General features: G+C 36.8%; 13 protein-coding genes and 1 pseudogene. 6 read left to right on the forward strand and 8 right to left on the reverse strand.

Annotated features, from left to right (window positions below; translation table 11 throughout):
- Position 1 precedes the first annotated feature (1 nt).
- Both galE and C8N28_RS09775 read right to left on the reverse strand, forming a co-directional pair.
- On the reverse strand, positions 2-1,036 hold the full coding sequence (gene galE / locus C8N28_RS09770) for a UDP-glucose 4-epimerase GalE (RefSeq protein WP_132224313.1): 1,035 nt from the start codon (positions 1,034-1,036) through the stop codon (positions 2-4).
- 15 nt (positions 1,037-1,051) lie between these two features.
- Complete coding sequence (locus C8N28_RS09775) at positions 1,052-2,032, reverse strand: UDP-glucuronic acid decarboxylase family protein (protein WP_132224315.1); 981 nt, start codon at positions 2,030-2,032, stop codon at positions 1,052-1,054.
- Between the two features lie 126 nt (positions 2,033-2,158).
- Between C8N28_RS09775 and C8N28_RS09780 the strand changes: the two genes are divergently transcribed.
- Positions 2,159-3,484, forward strand: a complete 1,326-nt coding sequence (locus C8N28_RS09780) for a 3-deoxy-D-manno-octulosonic acid transferase (RefSeq protein ID WP_132224317.1) — start codon at positions 2,159-2,161, stop codon at positions 3,482-3,484.
- Positions 3,485-3,575: 91 nt separating this feature from the next.
- Here the strand turns inward: C8N28_RS09780 and C8N28_RS09785 are convergent, their stop codons facing one another.
- From C8N28_RS09785 to C8N28_RS09810, 6 genes and pseudogenes are all read right to left on the reverse strand, one after another.
- Positions 3,576-5,282: a RagB/SusD family nutrient uptake outer membrane protein gene (locus tag C8N28_RS09785; RefSeq protein ID WP_132224319.1), complete on the reverse strand. Its 1,707-nt coding sequence runs from the start codon at positions 5,280-5,282 to the stop codon at positions 3,576-3,578.
- 36 nt (positions 5,283-5,318) lie between these two features.
- Complete coding sequence (locus tag C8N28_RS09790) at positions 5,319-8,594, reverse strand: SusC/RagA family TonB-linked outer membrane protein (protein WP_132224321.1); 3,276 nt, start codon at positions 8,592-8,594, stop codon at positions 5,319-5,321.
- A 420-nt stretch (positions 8,595-9,014) separates the two neighbouring features.
- Complete coding sequence (gene hemW, locus C8N28_RS09795; RefSeq protein ID WP_132224323.1) at positions 9,015-10,145, reverse strand: radical SAM family heme chaperone HemW; 1,131 nt, start codon at positions 10,143-10,145, stop codon at positions 9,015-9,017.
- Between the two features lie 79 nt (positions 10,146-10,224).
- Positions 10,225-10,839 (reverse strand): annotated as a pseudogene (locus C8N28_RS09800) (NADPH-dependent F420 reductase); the annotation flags it as partial.
- A gap of 65 nt (positions 10,840-10,904) precedes the next feature.
- Entirely contained in the window at positions 10,905-11,456 is a 552-nt protein-coding gene (locus C8N28_RS09805) for a YceI family protein (RefSeq protein ID WP_132224327.1), read from the reverse strand.
- Positions 11,457-11,576: 120 nt separating this feature from the next.
- Positions 11,577-12,155: a Crp/Fnr family transcriptional regulator gene (locus C8N28_RS09810; protein ID WP_132224329.1), complete on the reverse strand. Its 579-nt coding sequence runs from the start codon at positions 12,153-12,155 to the stop codon at positions 11,577-11,579.
- 438 nt (positions 12,156-12,593) lie between these two features.
- On the opposite strand from C8N28_RS09810, the gene C8N28_RS09815 reads away from it, so the two are divergent.
- The 5 genes from C8N28_RS09815 to C8N28_RS09835 all read left to right on the forward strand — a co-directional run bounded on the left by C8N28_RS09815 (position 12,594) and on the right by C8N28_RS09835 (position 15,824).
- Entirely contained in the window at positions 12,594-13,547 is a 954-nt protein-coding gene (locus C8N28_RS09815; RefSeq protein WP_246012787.1) for a hydroxypyruvate isomerase family protein, read from the forward strand.
- Between the two features lie 125 nt (positions 13,548-13,672).
- Positions 13,673-14,218 (forward strand): DUF1697 domain-containing protein, encoded by a 546-nt coding sequence (locus C8N28_RS09820; protein WP_132224331.1) that lies wholly within the window; start codon positions 13,673-13,675, stop codon positions 14,216-14,218.
- A 36-nt stretch (positions 14,219-14,254) separates the two neighbouring features.
- Positions 14,255-14,962 carry a formylglycine-generating enzyme family protein gene (locus C8N28_RS09825; RefSeq protein WP_221410216.1) on the forward strand — a complete coding sequence of 236 codons (708 nt, stop codon included), beginning with the start codon at positions 14,255-14,257 and terminating at the stop codon, positions 14,960-14,962.
- Positions 14,959-15,276, forward strand: coding sequence for a type 1 glutamine amidotransferase family protein (locus tag C8N28_RS09830; protein ID WP_132224333.1), 318 nt, complete (start codon positions 14,959-14,961; stop codon positions 15,274-15,276). The genes C8N28_RS09825 and C8N28_RS09830 overlap by 4 nt, the downstream gene beginning before the upstream one ends.
- 56 nt (positions 15,277-15,332) lie before the next feature.
- Entirely contained in the window at positions 15,333-15,824 is a 492-nt protein-coding gene (locus C8N28_RS09835) for a DUF1572 domain-containing protein (RefSeq protein ID WP_132224335.1), read from the forward strand.
- The last annotated feature ends 29 nt before the right edge of the window (positions 15,825-15,853 follow it).

Consider the following 15,853-nt stretch of genomic DNA (forward strand, 5'->3'; position numbering starts at 1 on the left):
TTTATAATTCAAATGGATTTTCATCCCTTAAGTAAACTTCCCATGCCCAGGCAGAGCGCATCATTTCTTCAATTCCAAGTTTGGCTGTCCAACCAAGCTTTTGCTTAGATTTTGTTATATCACCCCAAACTTGCTCAATATCGCCGCTTCTTCGCTCACCAATTTCGTAATTAAGTTTCACATTCGTGGTGTTTTCGAAAGCGCGGATCACTTCTAATACTGAATAGCCGTTGCCGGTTCCGATATTGAAAACGTCGTAATGATCAGTTATGGTATTTTCGTTTAAGTATTTAAGAGCGGCAACGTGTGCTTTTGCAAGATCTACTACGTGAATATAATCACGTATAGCCGAGCCATCTGCTGTATTATAGTCATCTCCATAAACGGTAATTTTCTCTCTTTTACCAATGGCTGTTTGTGTTATAAAAGGTACGAGGTTTTGGGGCACACCTAAAGGCAGCTCACCTATTAAAGCACTTTTATGGGCACCTACCGGATTGAAATAACGTAAAGAAAGAATATTGAAATTTGGATTGCTGGTAGCTGTTTCTTTTAGAATTTCTTCGGCTATTTGCTTGGTGTTTCCATAAGGAGATTCAGCTTTTTTGACTTCAGCTGCTTCTGTTACAGGCAATTCATCTGGTTGGCCATAGACAGTACAACTGGATGAAAATACGAAGTTAACTTTGCGATCAGAAAAAGCGTTCAGTAAGTTTATAAGTGAGAATAGATTGTTGTGATAGTATTTTAATGGTTTTTCTACAGATTCACCTACTGCTTTTGAAGCTGCAAAATGGATTACACCTTCAATATCCGGATTTTTATTAATGAAGTCTTTGACTTGTTTTTCGTCACAGAGATCCAGGTTGTGAAATTCTGGCTTTATACCAGTTATCTTTTTAATCTGATCTAAGACTCCAATGCTTGAATTGGATAGATTGTCAATAATGATTGGAGTATAACCGGCTTCGAATAACTCAACTACAGTGTGAGATCCTATATACCCTGTTCCTCCGGTAACCAAAATTTTCTTCATGTCTGTATAAGGCTTTTATTTGTTATAATAGGTAAAATCTTTATGATTGATTTCTCTTTGAGGTAAAGATTTAAAATATTGATAGGTGATTTTCAAGCCTTCTTCTCTGCTCACCTTTGGAGCCCAGCCTAAAAGTTCTTTTGCTTTTGTGATGTCAGGGCGACGTTGCTTGGGATCGTCGATTGGCAGGTCTTGATGAACTACCTTTTGTTTTGTTCCTGTTAGTTTAATAATTTCCTCAGCAAACTGATTGATGGTTATTTCATCGGGATTACCGATGTTAACCGGATAGGGATAATCGCTCATTAATAGACGAAATATACCTTCCACCTGATCATCGACATAGCAAAAGGAACGTGTTTGCTTACCATCACCAAATATGGTAAGATCTTCGCCACGAAGCGCCTGACCGATAAAAGCAGGCAATACTCGTCCGTCATTTAAGCGCATTCTTGGACCGTATGTATTGAATATACGTACAATTCTTGTTTCTAATTTATGAAAAGTATGATAGGCCATTGTAATAGCTTCCTGAAAGCGTTTAGCTTCATCGTACACTCCTCTAGGACCTACAGGATTTACATTTCCCCAATAGTCTTCGCTTTGTGGACTAACGGTAGGATCGCCATATACTTCGGAAGTGGATGCAACGAGAATCCTGGCTTTTTTTGAGCGTGCTAAACCTAGAAGATTATGAGTTCCTAAGGATCCTACTTTTAATGTTTGGATAGGAATTTTCAGATAATCAATCGGACTTGCCGGAGATGCAAAATGCAAGATATAATCAAGTTCGCCGGGTACATGTACGAAAGTGGATACATCATGATTATAGAAATTGAAATTTTCTAGAGGAAACAGGTGTTCAATATTTCTTATATCTCCTGTGATAAGATTATCCATTCCCATTACATGGAAATCTTCTTTTATAAATCGATCACATAAGTGTGAACCCAGGAAGCCTGCAGCACCAGTTATAAGTATACGTTTCCTTCCCATTCTATATTTAATTTAAAGATTACCTTTGACGAAGGTAATTAATTTGCTAAAAACAAATAGCAAATTTCTAGAAACATGTCGTATTTTAGCTATTCTTTCAATAGCATTTTTATATAAGCTCATTTTATGACTTTTATTTATAGCATTGGTATTTATTTATTTCATTTACTTATTTGGATTGCTGCAGTTTTCGGTGGTAAAGCAAAGAAATGGGCGGAAGGCCGTAAAGGTCTTTTTGAAAAAATAAGAGAAGAGGTTGATTCAACAAAAAAACATACCTGGTTTCATTTTGCTTCATTGGGCGAGTTTGAACAAGGGCGGTCTGTATTAGAAAAATACAAGAAGCTTTTTCCGGATAGGTTGATTCTTATCACATTCTTTTCTCCTTCTGGTTATGAAACCCGTAAGAATTTTTCGCTAGCTGATCATGTGTTTTATTTGCCTGCAGATTCTGCTTTCAATGCGAAAAGATTTATTGACCTTATTAATCCTGAGATTGTCTTCTTTACGAAGTATGATTTCTGGTATTTCTACTTTAGGGAATTAAAACAAAGAGAGATTCCTTTATTTATGGTGTCTTCTATTTTTAGAGCAGATCAAGTGTTCTTTAAATGGTATGGTGGTATCTTTCGAAAGATGCTATCTTGTGTTACACATTTCTTTGTTCAAAACCAGGAAAGTGTTGTGTTGCTTCGATCCATTGGATTTAACAATGTCACCTTATCTGGTGATACGCGTTTTGATCGGGTGGTAGAGATTGCAAAGACTGTGCGCGAATTACCAGTTATTTCTTATTTCGCTACAGGGAATCGGGTTTTGGTGGCAGGTAGTACCTGGCCCCAAGATCTGGAACGCCTGTTAACTTTTCATCAGGTTTTTCCCGATTGGAAGATAATCATTGCTCCTCACGATATTACTCCTCAAAATATTAAATATGCATGCGATGTGTTTTCTTCGGGTATTTTGTTTTCGGACCTAAGCGATTATATGCATAAGCGGCATTTGGAAAGCGAGAATCAGAAGAAGAGAAATATTGATATGGATTTAGCCTATCAGGATACAGATACGGAAGCTGATTTGATTCCTGAACATAAATCGCCGGTATTGATTGTCGATAACATAGGGATGCTGTCTTCTTTGTATGGTTATGGTGATATAGCTTATATAGGAGGAGGTTTTGGTGCAGGTATTCATAATACCTTAGAAGCAGCAGCTTATGGAATGCCTGTTATTTTCGGGCCAAATTTCCAGAAGTTTCAAGAAGCAAAGGATTTAATACAAGCCAGGGCTGCTTTCTTTATTACCAATGGAAGGGAGTTGATATCGGTAGTTGAAGAGTTAATGGATTATCAGGTTCGTATTGAAGCAGGAAATCGGGCTGTTGGCTATGTTCAGCAGCAGGCCGGAGCAACAGATCGGATATTAGATTATATAGAGGAGCATATTCTGTGAATATGATTTTCTTGGATTAATATTCCTAAATGAAGAACAGCCTGCATTTGCAGGCTGTTCTAATAAATTATAAAAGCTATAATTCTTAGACCTAATTTTGTTCTAAGGTGTTATTGCTTCTATCAATTTCACTTTGCGGAATTGGCCAGTATTCATTATTTGAATTAAATACTAAATCCTTATAAGCAGGAAGTAAACTGCCTTCAAAGGATGAGTAGCTTTCGAGGGCTTGTTTAGCAATACCCCATCTTACCAGATCGAAGAAACGATGACCTTCCATCGCTAGTTCCAACCTTCTCTCGAAACGTAAAGCCTTGCGAGCATAGTCTTGATTAGGAAAGGAGGTGTAAGGTTTTACTGAATATTTAGCTGCATTGTTTCCATAGCGTGTCTTTTTAGGAGCAAGCTTAGCAGCGCGGTTACGAATGCTGTTTATCAGGTTTAAAGCTGTTGGCAAATTATTAAGCTCTATATTACATTCTGCAGCCATCAATACTACATCAGCCAGACGAATAATGCTCACATCTAAATCTGTAACATAATTTTGTCCAGGAACTGCATGTGCAGCAAATTGACTTTGTGGAATCATTGTTTTCATGCCTACAAATGGACCTGCATATGTGGCATCGCGAATCCAAGCGTCTCCTGGCATTACACCATAATCTAAATACATTACACCTCTTCTACCAACGGTATAGTCTAGTCTAGGGTCGAAGGCTAAAGTAGTGTCTAATTTATAATTGGTCTTAGCTGCTCCAGCTAACCCTAAATCTGACTTGTATTCATTGGTTCTGTAGGAGTTATCTAATAAAGGCAGACCGTTGTTATCAACCTTATAAGCATTTACCAGGTCGATAGTTGGTTGATAGAATCCGCAGCAACCCACTGGAGAGCTACCGTATAGACCGCTTAACATATCGCCAACATTCGCATTGTCAGCATCACCATTTGAATTGATTGCATGTTTTGAAACCATTAATCTTTCAGCACCATCTTCTTTGGTTACGTCAAAGTTGTTTTCAAATGGCATTGTTGTGATATCTTTTCCACCTAAAACATCTGTGAACAACGGCAAAGCTTCGCCCCATTTCTTTTGGTAGAGATATACTTTACCTAAATAGGCTTTTGCGATGTTTTTGTCCATACGACCGGATTGACCATTGATTTTTGTAGTAGGTAAATTGTCTATTGCAAATTTTAAATCATCAATGATTTTCGGTACGATATCTTCATTATTCGGTTTTACTTTTGCCTCATCTAGTGTAGTATTCTCATCAATGAAGGGAATGTTTTTGAAGATGCGCCACAGGTAGAAGTAATAGTGTGCTCTAAGCATCCTCGCTTCACCCTGAATTTCGGTTGCTCTTGCTGAAGTGATTTGTTTCGCCCCTTCTTGATCTGCTTTTAATAATTTGAGAGTGCTGTTGGCTCTTAACACTCCTTCATAGTAAACCTGCCACATGGTGCTTAAATTGTCGTTTGCACTGTTAGAGGTGTAGTTTTCGATCATGTTCATATTGGGCTGATCAGTCTGCTCCGAACCTTTATGGGCATTGTCAGAGGCTACTTCGCCAAAAAGCCATTGACTGGGAGCGGCTGCATAATTTCCCCATGAGCCGCTAATATTTCCATTTAGAATACCATAGGCTCCTAATAATTCTGCCTCTACTCCATCTTTACTTGCGACTTGAGGCTCGGAAAGTTGTCCTTGTGGCAGCTTTTGTAGAAACTCCTTGCCACAAGAAGTTGCTACCAGCATTCCGGCCACAATTATGGATAATATATGTATCTTTTTCATTTTCTTATTTCTAGAATTAAAAATCAATATTTCTTCTTAGAACCCTAAACTTAAACCAAGCATATATTGTCTTGCTTGTGGGTAGATACCAAAATCTACTCCTAATGCAGGATAATCTGAACTTGTTGCTGAAATCTCTGGATCCAAACCTTCATATTTAGTAAGAGCAAAGACATTAGTAACTCCCATATAAACCCTTAGTTTGGTAAAAGAAGAATTGTTTCCAAATATTTTTTGTGCTGGAATGTTATAACCCAGTTGTATATTTTTTAACTTCATAAAGCTACCATCTTGAATATAATAACTTGAAGAAGCATATTCTTCCGCTGCAGCTTCATTGGTAATCGAAGGGGTAGCGCTTCCTGTATTGGTAGGGCTCCAGGCATCTAATAATCGAGTACTCTTCTGTCCTTTAAACACACCGAAGTCCGTAAAATATCGAGTAGCTTCATATAAGTCATTTCCTTGCGATCCATACAAATACATCATTAAGTCAAAATCCTTATAAGAAGTGTTAATATTAAACGAGTATACAAAATCCGGATGCGGATTGCCAATAATTGTTCTGTCAGCTGCATCGATAACTTCATCATCATTAATGTCGGCATATTTTAAACCTCCAGGTCTGGCGCCAGGATATGATGGGTTATTTGCAACGTCATTCGCATCTTGGTAAATGCCAACCGTTTTATATCCAAAAAAGGAAGCATAAGGTTGTCCAACTTTTAGAATAGATGTTTCCATACTTCTAAAGGCTCCGAAGATTTGCTGATCTACAGAAGGTGCTAAAGAAACGATTTTATTGTTGTTTTTTGATATGTTGGCGGCTAGATCTAGGGTGAAAGGATTACCTTGACGATGGCCATAGTGATAAGCTAAAGAGAACTCTACACCTTTGTTATTCATACTGCCGATATTGACATAAGGCGATTCGGCACGGCCTACTGCAATTGCTGGCAATGGTAATCGATACAACATATCATCAGTTGTCTTATCATACCAATCGAACGACCCATCAATATCTCCTTCCAAGATGGTAAAGTCAAATCCTAAGTTTAATGATTTAACTTGTTCCCATTTTACATCTTCATTCGCATATGAACTTTGCCAAATTCCTGACTCTGTTGTTCCACCTATTGGATAAGAAGAGGATGTCAAAGAAGAAGCAAAGCGGTTCAGGTATTGATAACCAGGGATGCGTTGGTTACCGGTAATGCCATATCCTGCACGTATTTTTAAATCAGTTAACCAGCTTACATCTTGCATAAACTCTTCTTGGGAAATACGCCAGGCGCCACTTACTCCAGGGAATGTTCCATATAAGTTAGCAGAACCAAAGTTTGAAGAACCATCGCGTCTGACCGTAACGCTTAATAAATAGCGATCCATGAACGAATAGTCAGCCTTGCCGAAAATTGAAAACATAGAACCTACTGACCCAGAGCTCGCATTTCCAATGTTTGAGGTACCTGCATTTAAGTAGAAATAGTCTAAGCTGCTTAACGTGAAATAGCCATTTCTGTTACCGGAAAGATCTCTTCCTCGACTTTTAATGGCTTCTGTACCTGCTAAAATACTTAAGCTATGTTGATCTCCTAAATAAGGTTTATATGTTAAGGTATTTGTCCAAGTCCATTCAGTAAAGTACCCTTGATATTCGCTCATACCATTATTGAAACTTCCTTCAGAAAATTCGGGGTTAGGATAAGTCAGGTTGATACCGTTATAGTTTTCATAGCGCATTCCGAAATTACTTCTCAACATTAGTTCAGGGATGAGATCATATTCCGCAAACGCGTTCCCAAAAAAGAAATTACTTCTGTTTTTATCGTCCTTTGCGCGGTAAGCTATAGCTACTGGGTTTTCGCCATTTCCCCAGCCACCGTATGATCCAGCAAAATGTCCGCCCTCATCATACACTGGTATGATGTTTTGAATACGATATGCAAATCCCAATACACTGCCTTCACCTTGGTAATCTCCAGCGACATTTGGATTAACCCCCATACCGAATCCTTCGGTATAACTGTATTGTAAGTTTTCTCCAATTCTTAGTTTACCATCAAATCCTTTGAATTGTGAATTAGTTCGAATATTGAATTTCTCGAATCCGGTATGGATTAAGGAACCCTTTTGACCTAAATAACCTCCAGACATTGCATAAGTAGCATTCTCGCTTCCACCAGTAGCACTGATTTGATAGGATTGAGTAGGAGCATTTTGGGATAATTCGTCAAACCATTTCGTGCCCGCTTGATTGGCTTTTGTGATTTGGTAAAATGAGGCTCTGTCTTTCCCATCGTAATTATACTTAGACATATCCGCATCTGATGAGGTAATGTTGTTTCCTGAAATACCTCCTGCCAGTAAATATTCAGGCAAGGTTTCACTTGTTCCATTCAACATATTATCTAAATCCAATACTTGTTGAGGCGTCATCATCTTCGGAAATGAATTGGTTTTAGGAACTTGAACGCCATAATAAGAATCAAAATTAATTTGGGGTTTCCCAATCTTTCCAGTTTTGGTGGTAATAATGACTACACCGTTATTTGCACGTGCACCATAAATAGAGGCAGCGGACGCATCTTTTAATACTTGCATCGATTCTACGTCATTTTGGTTCAACCAACTTAGTTTACCTTCAAAGGGTACTCCATCAATAATATAAAGCGGTTCGTTGTTGTTAATTGTACTAAATCCTCGAATTTTGATTTGAGGGGTGGACCCTGGCGCACCATCAGTGACAACCTGTACACCTGTGGCGCGTCCTTGTAGAGATTCAACAGCACTGGCAGCAGGTGTGCTTTTTAATTGAGTAACATTAACGACAGCGACAGAGCCTGTTAGGTCTTTCTTTAGCTGCGTGCTGTATCCTGTTACAACGATCTCTTCCAAGTTGCTGATGTCTTCTGTCAAATTAATGTTAAGGTTGCTAGTGGTTGTAGTAACTGTTATTTCAGTTTTTAGATAACCAACATAACTGACTTCCAAAACATCATTTACTGTAGCGCCGATTTCGAAAGCACCAGATTCATTGGTTGAGGTAACTGAGGCTTTTCCTAATACCTTAATGGTGGCTCCAGCTAAAGGAGTGTTCGAATTCGCATCTCTAACGGTTCCTGTAATGATTTTATCCTGATGTTTATTCGAATTCCATTCTATAGAATGGAGATTGTAGGGAATTGAGTGCGGTATTGCTAGTGTTGTGTTACTCAAGAGTAAGAGGGCACTAAGAATCCACGACGATTGCTTTAACGTTATTCTTTTATTAAAAAGATTAACGTTAGAAAACTGTTTGGCTTTCTTCATGATTATCGATTTAAATGGTTTATAAATTAAGAATTAATTGGAGTGGTGGATAGGTTTATTCATATAGTTCTTGGTTTAGTTCCGATTTTATATGATTGTATCACCTAAGTTACGTAATTGGTTGATATTGCAAATTTATTTTAAAAAATATTTTTGTATATGCAACGATAGTTATAAAGGTCAATATTTATTTATATAATGAATTGTAAGGCAGAGTATTGGGATATTTCTTGGCAGTTTATTTAATACTACAGCATATCGGAGGAAGATTGGGTATGTTAACTAAAGGTTAAAAAACAATGAAAGGGTAATCATGTTTTCTTTAAAGAAATACATGTTTCAATATTTTAAAAAAGGATAGTTAAATTTGGACTTAGAGGGTATTTGATGTATTAACCAAATTGTAGAAAAGTAATTAGCTTAATTGGTTATAAAAAACTCAGATGCTATTTGATCTGCCAATAATTTACCCTTTTGGGTTAAAGTGTAAATGTTCTCCTCTTGCTTTATTTTCTCTTCTCCTATGTATTTAGGCAAATACTCATACATAGCTTCCATAAATTCTGAGGGAAAGTGTTGGTTTAAGTAATGTGTGTCAATGCCCCATTTTGTGCGTAAGGAAGTCATGATATATTCATTGAATTTATCTGCTTCTGTCAATATCTCTTGTTCCATTGGGATTTTACCATCGATGATAGCAGAGATGTATTTTGTATTGTTAGCGATATTCCATTGTCTGCTTGTACCATCAAACGAATGGGCAGATGGCCCGATTCCTAAATAAGGAACTCCTTTCCAGTAGTTGGTGTTGTGTTTGGAGTAGCGTTCGTTTCTAGCATAGTTTGAGATTTCGTATTGTTCGAAGCCATTATTGGTAATCATTTCTGTTAATATGAGAAACTGATCGGCGCTTTGCCCTTCGTTCATTGGCTTCTGAACTCCCTTATTGATAAAACTGGCTAAGGCTGTTTGAGGTTCAATAGTCATGCTATAGGCAGAGAGATGAGGTATGTTTAGATCGATGATATGCTGGATATTGTTTATCCATTTTTGATTAGTAAGCAATGGGTATCCGTAAATAAGATCGGCAGTTATATTTTCAAATCCGGCATCTTGGACTCTTTTTATGGCAGATTCTGCTTCCTGGGCATTGTGTGCACGATTCATCCAACGTAAGTCTTCTTCGAAAAAGGATTGAACCCCAATGCTGAATCGATTGATGAGTGACTCTCTTAGCTCCCTTACTTTTTCTTTTGTCAGATCATCCGGATTGGCTTCTATGGTAATTTCCGGGTTGGGTGCAACATTAAAATGAGTGTAGATTGTATCTAACAAATGATTAGTTTCACTAGCTGAAAGGAGAGAAGGTGTACCACCGCCTAAGTAAATACTTTCTATGGATTGTTCTTTAAGGTAACCTTTACGTAGGATTAACTCTTTTTGCAGCGCTGAAAGCAGCTCTTCTTTGTATTTTAAAGAGGTTGAAAAGTGAAAGTCACAATAGTGGCATGCTTGTTTGCAAAAAGGGATGTGGATGTAAATACCGGCCATAAGGCAAAGGTAGAGGAAATTGTGAGTTTCTTGTAATCTTGCTTATTGCCGCTTAAGTTTTTAACGAACTATTGTTGAATTATAGTTTGATAAAATTCACAAGTGATAAAGCACCTTTTGCCTGTTGAAGTTTACCGCCAACAGATAATGAACCTAAGTCAACTGGGGCAAAGCCGATATCCCTTATCATATCACTCAACTGCACCTTGGCTTCTTGGTCATCACCCGACATAAAAAGTACACGATGTCCATTTGCTACAACCGGATTCTCTTCAAGTATTTTAAAGTAAAGTGTGTTGAATGCTTTTACTATTCTTGCACCCGGAAGGTAATCCTGTACCACCTCGCTGGAAGAACGGTTGCCTAAATCTGCAACCTGAAAATCAGGTGTTATAAAATGGTTGGTGGCATCAATTACAATTTTATTGTTCCAATTTGCAATTGGTGTCAGTGCTTTTACTTGTATCCACGGCAATGCTAAGAGAACAATGTCTTCTTGCGCTGCTTCAGTAGCAGTAACCGCCGTTGCACCATTTCCTAACTGTAGAATGGTTTCCTTTAATGAGTCAGGATGTTTGCTGTTACTGATTTTTACAGAGTACCCTTTTTTTAACAAGTGTGCTGCAACTGTCTTGCCAATATTACCTGCTCCGATAATTCCTATTGTCTTTTTCATTTTATTTTTAGTTCGTTCCTTTTGTTTTTTTGCATATAGAAACCTTCAAGGTTTATAGATTTTGAAGGTTTGACTTCCATAAATCATCCTACCGGCACATTGATTTCTTGCTTAATAAATTGTACCTCGCATTGGATTCTTACATCTTCTCCGAGCATCAATCCGCCGGTTTCCAATGCGACATTAAGGTTAATTCCCCAATCGCTGCGATTAATTTTTCCGCTCACCAAGAATCCTGCTTTTTCTTGCCCTTGTGGATCTTTCATTATTCCATTAAATTCCATATTAAGCTTTACTGGTTTTGTAACGCCTTTCATGGTCAAATTTCCATGCAGGTTAAACGATTCATCGTCTATTTGTTCAATTTCAGTAGATGTAAACTTTAGCTGAGGGAATTTTTCCACTTCAAAAAAATCTGAACTGCGCAAGTGCTCATCCCGTTGTTCATTATTGGTAGAAATAGAATTCATTTCGACAGTGAGATTAATATTCGCCTTACTGAAATCCATTTCTTCGGTTTCCACCTTTGCGCTAAAATTCTTGAACGCACCGGAAATGCTACTGATCATAAGATGTTTGATTTTGAAAGTCAATTCACTGTGTGCAGAGTCGAGTAACCATTTTGTTGTTTCCATTTTTCTATAGTTTTTTTGATTATTTAATGATTCAAAGATATAGGCATGAAGCAACCTTCTCCAATGACATTTGAAGGAAAAAAGCCTTGACATTTGTCAAGAGCAATCATTAAAGTCCAATTATTTTTTTGCGGATTGGCTCCTTATCCTGCTTAAAGTTTCAGCAGATACGCCGAGGTAAGATGCAATCATGTGTAGCGGCACACGATTGCTGATGGAAAGATATTTTGAAATAAAGTTGCTGTATTTTTCTTCAGCAGATAGAGATATGTTAACATGGATACGCTCCTGCAAAACCACAGCATTTTTTCTAAGTGTTTCATTTACAAAGTCATTGAAAGCCGGAACAGTCTTGCGGATCATTTCAAAATCTTCTTTCTTCAACAATAAGATTTCACTTTCTTCGATGGCATCAATATCATATTTTGAAGGCAGGCCTGAGTTCATACTTTCGGAGTCGCCGGTCCAATAATTTTCGGGAGCAAACTGCAAAATGTGTTCCTGACCCTTTTCGTCCACATAATAATATCGCAGAAAACCTTTGCATACAAAGGCATGAAAGCGGGAAATATCTCCTGCCTGTAAAAGATATTGTCTTTTTCGTAATTTTTTAAATGACGAAACCGATTCAATCAACTTATAGTCCTCGTTGGTTAAAGTAATTTTATCTTCTAAATATTTTCGGAAAATGTCAAACATTATATTAATGATACATTGGAATAATTAAGTATTCTTGTCGGCAATTTATAAATGTTTATGCACAAGATGTCATTTAGGGTGACGTATAACAACACAATTAGCAAAACAGATTTCTCTAAACCGCCTCTATATTCGTATTGCGTAATGCGCATATATAAAATTAGCAATAATTTTGTGAATCATAAAGATAGCTATTTTATGTTTTTCTGGATGGCGAAACATTGATATGTTTTACTACAGTTTTCATTATTATTTTTTTCGTTATTATTGTTACTTATTAACTATTTTGAGTAACAAAATATTTTTTAACTTTTAAAATCTATGTGTCAATGAAAGCTATATACATAAAGCTTTCATCAAGTGTTAGAAAGTTATTATTTTGTTGCGAAAACGAATCGCGATTGTAGTAAGCTGATAGGTACAGGTAAAACAGAACTAATGCTCGCTGCTCTAGTTGCAAAAGAAAAGATTAACCTAAATCTAAATATACGAACAATGGAAATTTTCAACAAACCATCTTCCAGACGTGAAATGGTCAAAAAAGTAGCCGCAACTTCTTTCACCTTGTTGGTAGGAAATGAGCTTCTGGCAAAGGTATCAAGTGCTCAGCTCACAGGGGACAATTCCTTGAAAGGGAACATTAATCATTCAGTATGCCGGTGGTGCTACAATTCTTTATCTATGGATGAGCTTTGTAAGTCTGCGAAAGAAATGGGCATTACAGGAATTGATCTGGTTGGACCTAAAGATTGGGCGACTGTTAAAAAACACGGGTTAACGGTGGCCTTGGCAGAAGGGGCAGGAAAAGGTATCGGGCAAGGTTTTAACCATACTCAATACCATGATGAACTGGTGAAAAGTTATGAAGATATCATTCCCAAAGTTGCCGAAGCGGGCTTTAGTCAAATCATTTGTTTTTCCGGTAATCGAAATGGATTGGACGACGAGCAGGGAATCCGAAACTGTGTGGCAGGAATCAAACGATTGATGCCAATAGCGGAAAAATATAAAGTGACCATGGTAATGGAATTATTAAACAGTAAAGTTGACCATGCCGACTACCATTGTGATCACACCAAGTGGGGTGTTTCTGTCTGTGATGGAGTTGGATCAGAGCGCTTTAAATTGCTGTATGATATCTATCATATGCAAATTATGGAGGGGAATGTAATTGACACCATAAAAAAGTATCACACCTATTTTTCTCACTATCATACAGGTGGTGTACCCGGAAGAAACGAGATTGATACTACACAGGAACTGTATTACCCTGCAATCATGAAAGCGATCTTGGATACCGGTTTCAAAGGCTATATTGCCCAGGAATTTATTCCGAAACGGAAAGATATACTGGCATCTTTGAAACAAGGAGTAGAGATTTGTGATGTCTGATGCTTTGGAGGTAAGTGAATTTGAATTTATTCTAATTTGAGAAATTCGATCAATGGTATATCGCCTAAGTTTGAAAAAGTATCATAGTTTGGTAGTATATATTATAAGCTGGAAAATTTATCATAATGCAGGTATATATTTCAATATTGCGAGGAATTAACGTAAGTGGCCATAATCTTGTTAAAATGGACGCCTTACATAGGTCATATGAAAGTCTAGGATTTCAGAATGTAACGACTTATAAGCAGAGTGGAAATATGGTTTTTACAGCGGAAGATTCTGAGATTAATGAATTAGAGAAAATTATTTCTGAACAAATTGAGAAAGATTTTGGATTCGTTGTGTCGGTAATTGTGTTAACGATTGATAGGCTGAAAGAGATAGTCGATAACAATCCATTTTTGAAAGACTCAAGCAAGGATGTTGCCTTTTTGCATGCAACCTTTTTAGGTTCCAAACCCCTGAGCTATAATCAAAAAGATATCGAAGAAAAAAAGCAAGATGGGGAGGATATCGACTATGCGGACAATGTTGTTTATTTATATTGTCCGAATGGATATGGAAGGACGAAACTATCAAATAATTTTTTAGAGACAAAACTTAAGGTTATTGCTACAACAAGAAACTGGAAAACAACGAGCGAGTTATTAACAATAGCGCAACGGATCTAAAGAGATTAATCATGGTTGAAAATTTGTAACCTAAAAATGACTCAAGACACAACTAGAACATCACATATCCCAATAATAGATGACCAAATGGTAGAAATACCAAGTGGAGAGATTGAATTAAAAGATGACAGAATAAAGCAGAAATGGACTGTTGTACTGGATAGTTTTTTACTATCAAAATTTCCAGTGACACAGGATTTATATTTTGAAGTGACAGGAGAGTCTCCAAGTACTTTTAAAGGAAATAGACAACCTGTTGAAACAGTTAGCTGGAAAGATGCGGTAGTATTTTGTAATTTATTATCAAGGAAGTTAAAATTAAAACCCTATTATATTCTTGATAAGGATAGTAAATATGTGAAATCCGATTTAAACTCTAATGGTTTTCGATTACCAACAGAAGCAGAATGGGAATATGCTTGTAAAGCAAGAACTACAGGAGTTAGATACGGTAATTTGGATTTGATTGCCTGGTATAAAAGTAATTCAGGAAAAGTAACTCATGATGTTGGAATGAAGGAGCCAAATTTATGGGGATTATATGATATGTTGGGCAACGTTTGGGAATGGTGCTCGGACTTATATGATACAGAAGTATATGGTTCATATCGTATTTTTAGGGGAGGTGGTTGGTGTGATGAAGAAAGAGGTTGTATGGCAACTAATCGAAGACGTAGCCACCCAACTTTTAAAATTGATGATCTTGGATTTCGAATTGCAAGAAATGTAAAAAGAGATTTATGAATGTAGGAGTTTTGCTTTTTGAAGATTTTGAAACCTTGGATGTTTTTGGGCCTGTAGAAATTTTAGGACGACTTAAAGATTTCTATACAATAACTTTTTATTCGCTGTATGGAGGACTGATTAAGAATAGTCACAATGTCTCAATTTTGACAGAAAAGCTTGAAAGGGCTGACAAAAGGGTGGAAATCTTTTTAATCCCTGGAGGCTTAGGTACACGAAAAGAAGTTGATAACGTTTTACTCATTGATAAAATTAAGCAAATTGAATATAATTGGATAGAGAATAAAGATAATGATAGTTTCAGTGTTTCTTAAACTACCAAATATTAGTAAAAAATTGTTAGTAATATCCCTAAGGAGATTTTAGTATAATGAGTATAATTGAACAAATAGCCAAACATTTTAGAGATGTTTATTTTGGAGGTAATTGGACGGCAGTCAATCTTAAAGACACACTAGCTGATATAAGTTGGGAAGAGGCGATAACAGAAGTTCATGGTTTAAATACTATTGCAGCCTTGGTTTTCCATAGCAACTATTATGTGAGTTCTGTTTTAAAAGTATTACAAGGAGGGCCATTAAATGCGAGCGATAAGTTAAGCTTTGATCTCGCTCCTATAACTTCCTCTAGTGAGTGGCAAGGATTAGTAATTAAAGCTATGAATGAAGCTGAATTATTTGCTTTGCAAATTGAGCAATTAGAAGAAGCAAAATTAATTGAAGATTTTGTAGACCCTAAATATGGCAATTATTATAGAAATATACTTGGAATTATAGAACATACGCATTATCACCTTGGGCAGATTTCTCTAATAAAGAAAATTTTAAGTGATATGAAGGTTAGCCGAAAGATGAAATTATAAGAGAAAAGATATAACTACATGTTAATCTA

Origin of the sequence: Albibacterium bauzanense (assembly GCF_004339765.1) — a bacterium.
GTDB classification, from domain to species: Bacteria; Bacteroidota; Bacteroidia; order Sphingobacteriales; family Sphingobacteriaceae; genus Albibacterium; species Albibacterium bauzanense.

Excerpts from the sequence above, each read along its gene's own strand:
- C8N28_RS09835 (WP_132224335.1), top strand. The coding sequence starts at position 15,333 with ATGAGTATAATTGAACAAATAGCCAAACATTTTAGAGATGTTTATTTT.
- hemW (WP_132224323.1), bottom strand. The coding sequence starts at position 10,145 with ATGGCCGGTATTTACATCCACATCCCTTTTTGCAAACAAGCATGCCAC.
- C8N28_RS09775 (WP_132224315.1), bottom strand. The coding sequence starts at position 2,032 with ATGGGAAGGAAACGTATACTTATAACTGGTGCTGCAGGCTTCCTGGGT.
- C8N28_RS09815 (WP_246012787.1), top strand. The coding sequence starts at position 12,594 with ATGCTCGCTGCTCTAGTTGCAAAAGAAAAGATTAACCTAAATCTAAAT.
- C8N28_RS09820 (WP_132224331.1), top strand. The coding sequence starts at position 13,673 with ATGCAGGTATATATTTCAATATTGCGAGGAATTAACGTAAGTGGCCAT.
- C8N28_RS09810 (WP_132224329.1), bottom strand. The coding sequence starts at position 12,155 with ATGTTTGACATTTTCCGAAAATATTTAGAAGATAAAATTACTTTAACC.
- C8N28_RS09790 (WP_132224321.1), bottom strand. The coding sequence starts at position 8,594 with ATGAAGAAAGCCAAACAGTTTTCTAACGTTAATCTTTTTAATAAAAGA.
- C8N28_RS09785 (WP_132224319.1), bottom strand. The coding sequence starts at position 5,282 with ATGAAAAAGATACATATATTATCCATAATTGTGGCCGGAATGCTGGTA.
- C8N28_RS09805 (WP_132224327.1), bottom strand. The coding sequence starts at position 11,456 with ATGGAAACAACAAAATGGTTACTCGACTCTGCACACAGTGAATTGACT.
- C8N28_RS09780 (WP_132224317.1), top strand. The coding sequence starts at position 2,159 with ATGACTTTTATTTATAGCATTGGTATTTATTTATTTCATTTACTTATT.
- C8N28_RS09830 (WP_132224333.1), top strand. The coding sequence starts at position 14,959 with ATGAATGTAGGAGTTTTGCTTTTTGAAGATTTTGAAACCTTGGATGTT.
- galE (WP_132224313.1), bottom strand. The coding sequence starts at position 1,036 with ATGAAGAAAATTTTGGTTACCGGAGGAACAGGGTATATAGGATCTCAC.
- C8N28_RS09825 (WP_221410216.1), top strand. The coding sequence starts at position 14,255 with ATGACTCAAGACACAACTAGAACATCACATATCCCAATAATAGATGAC.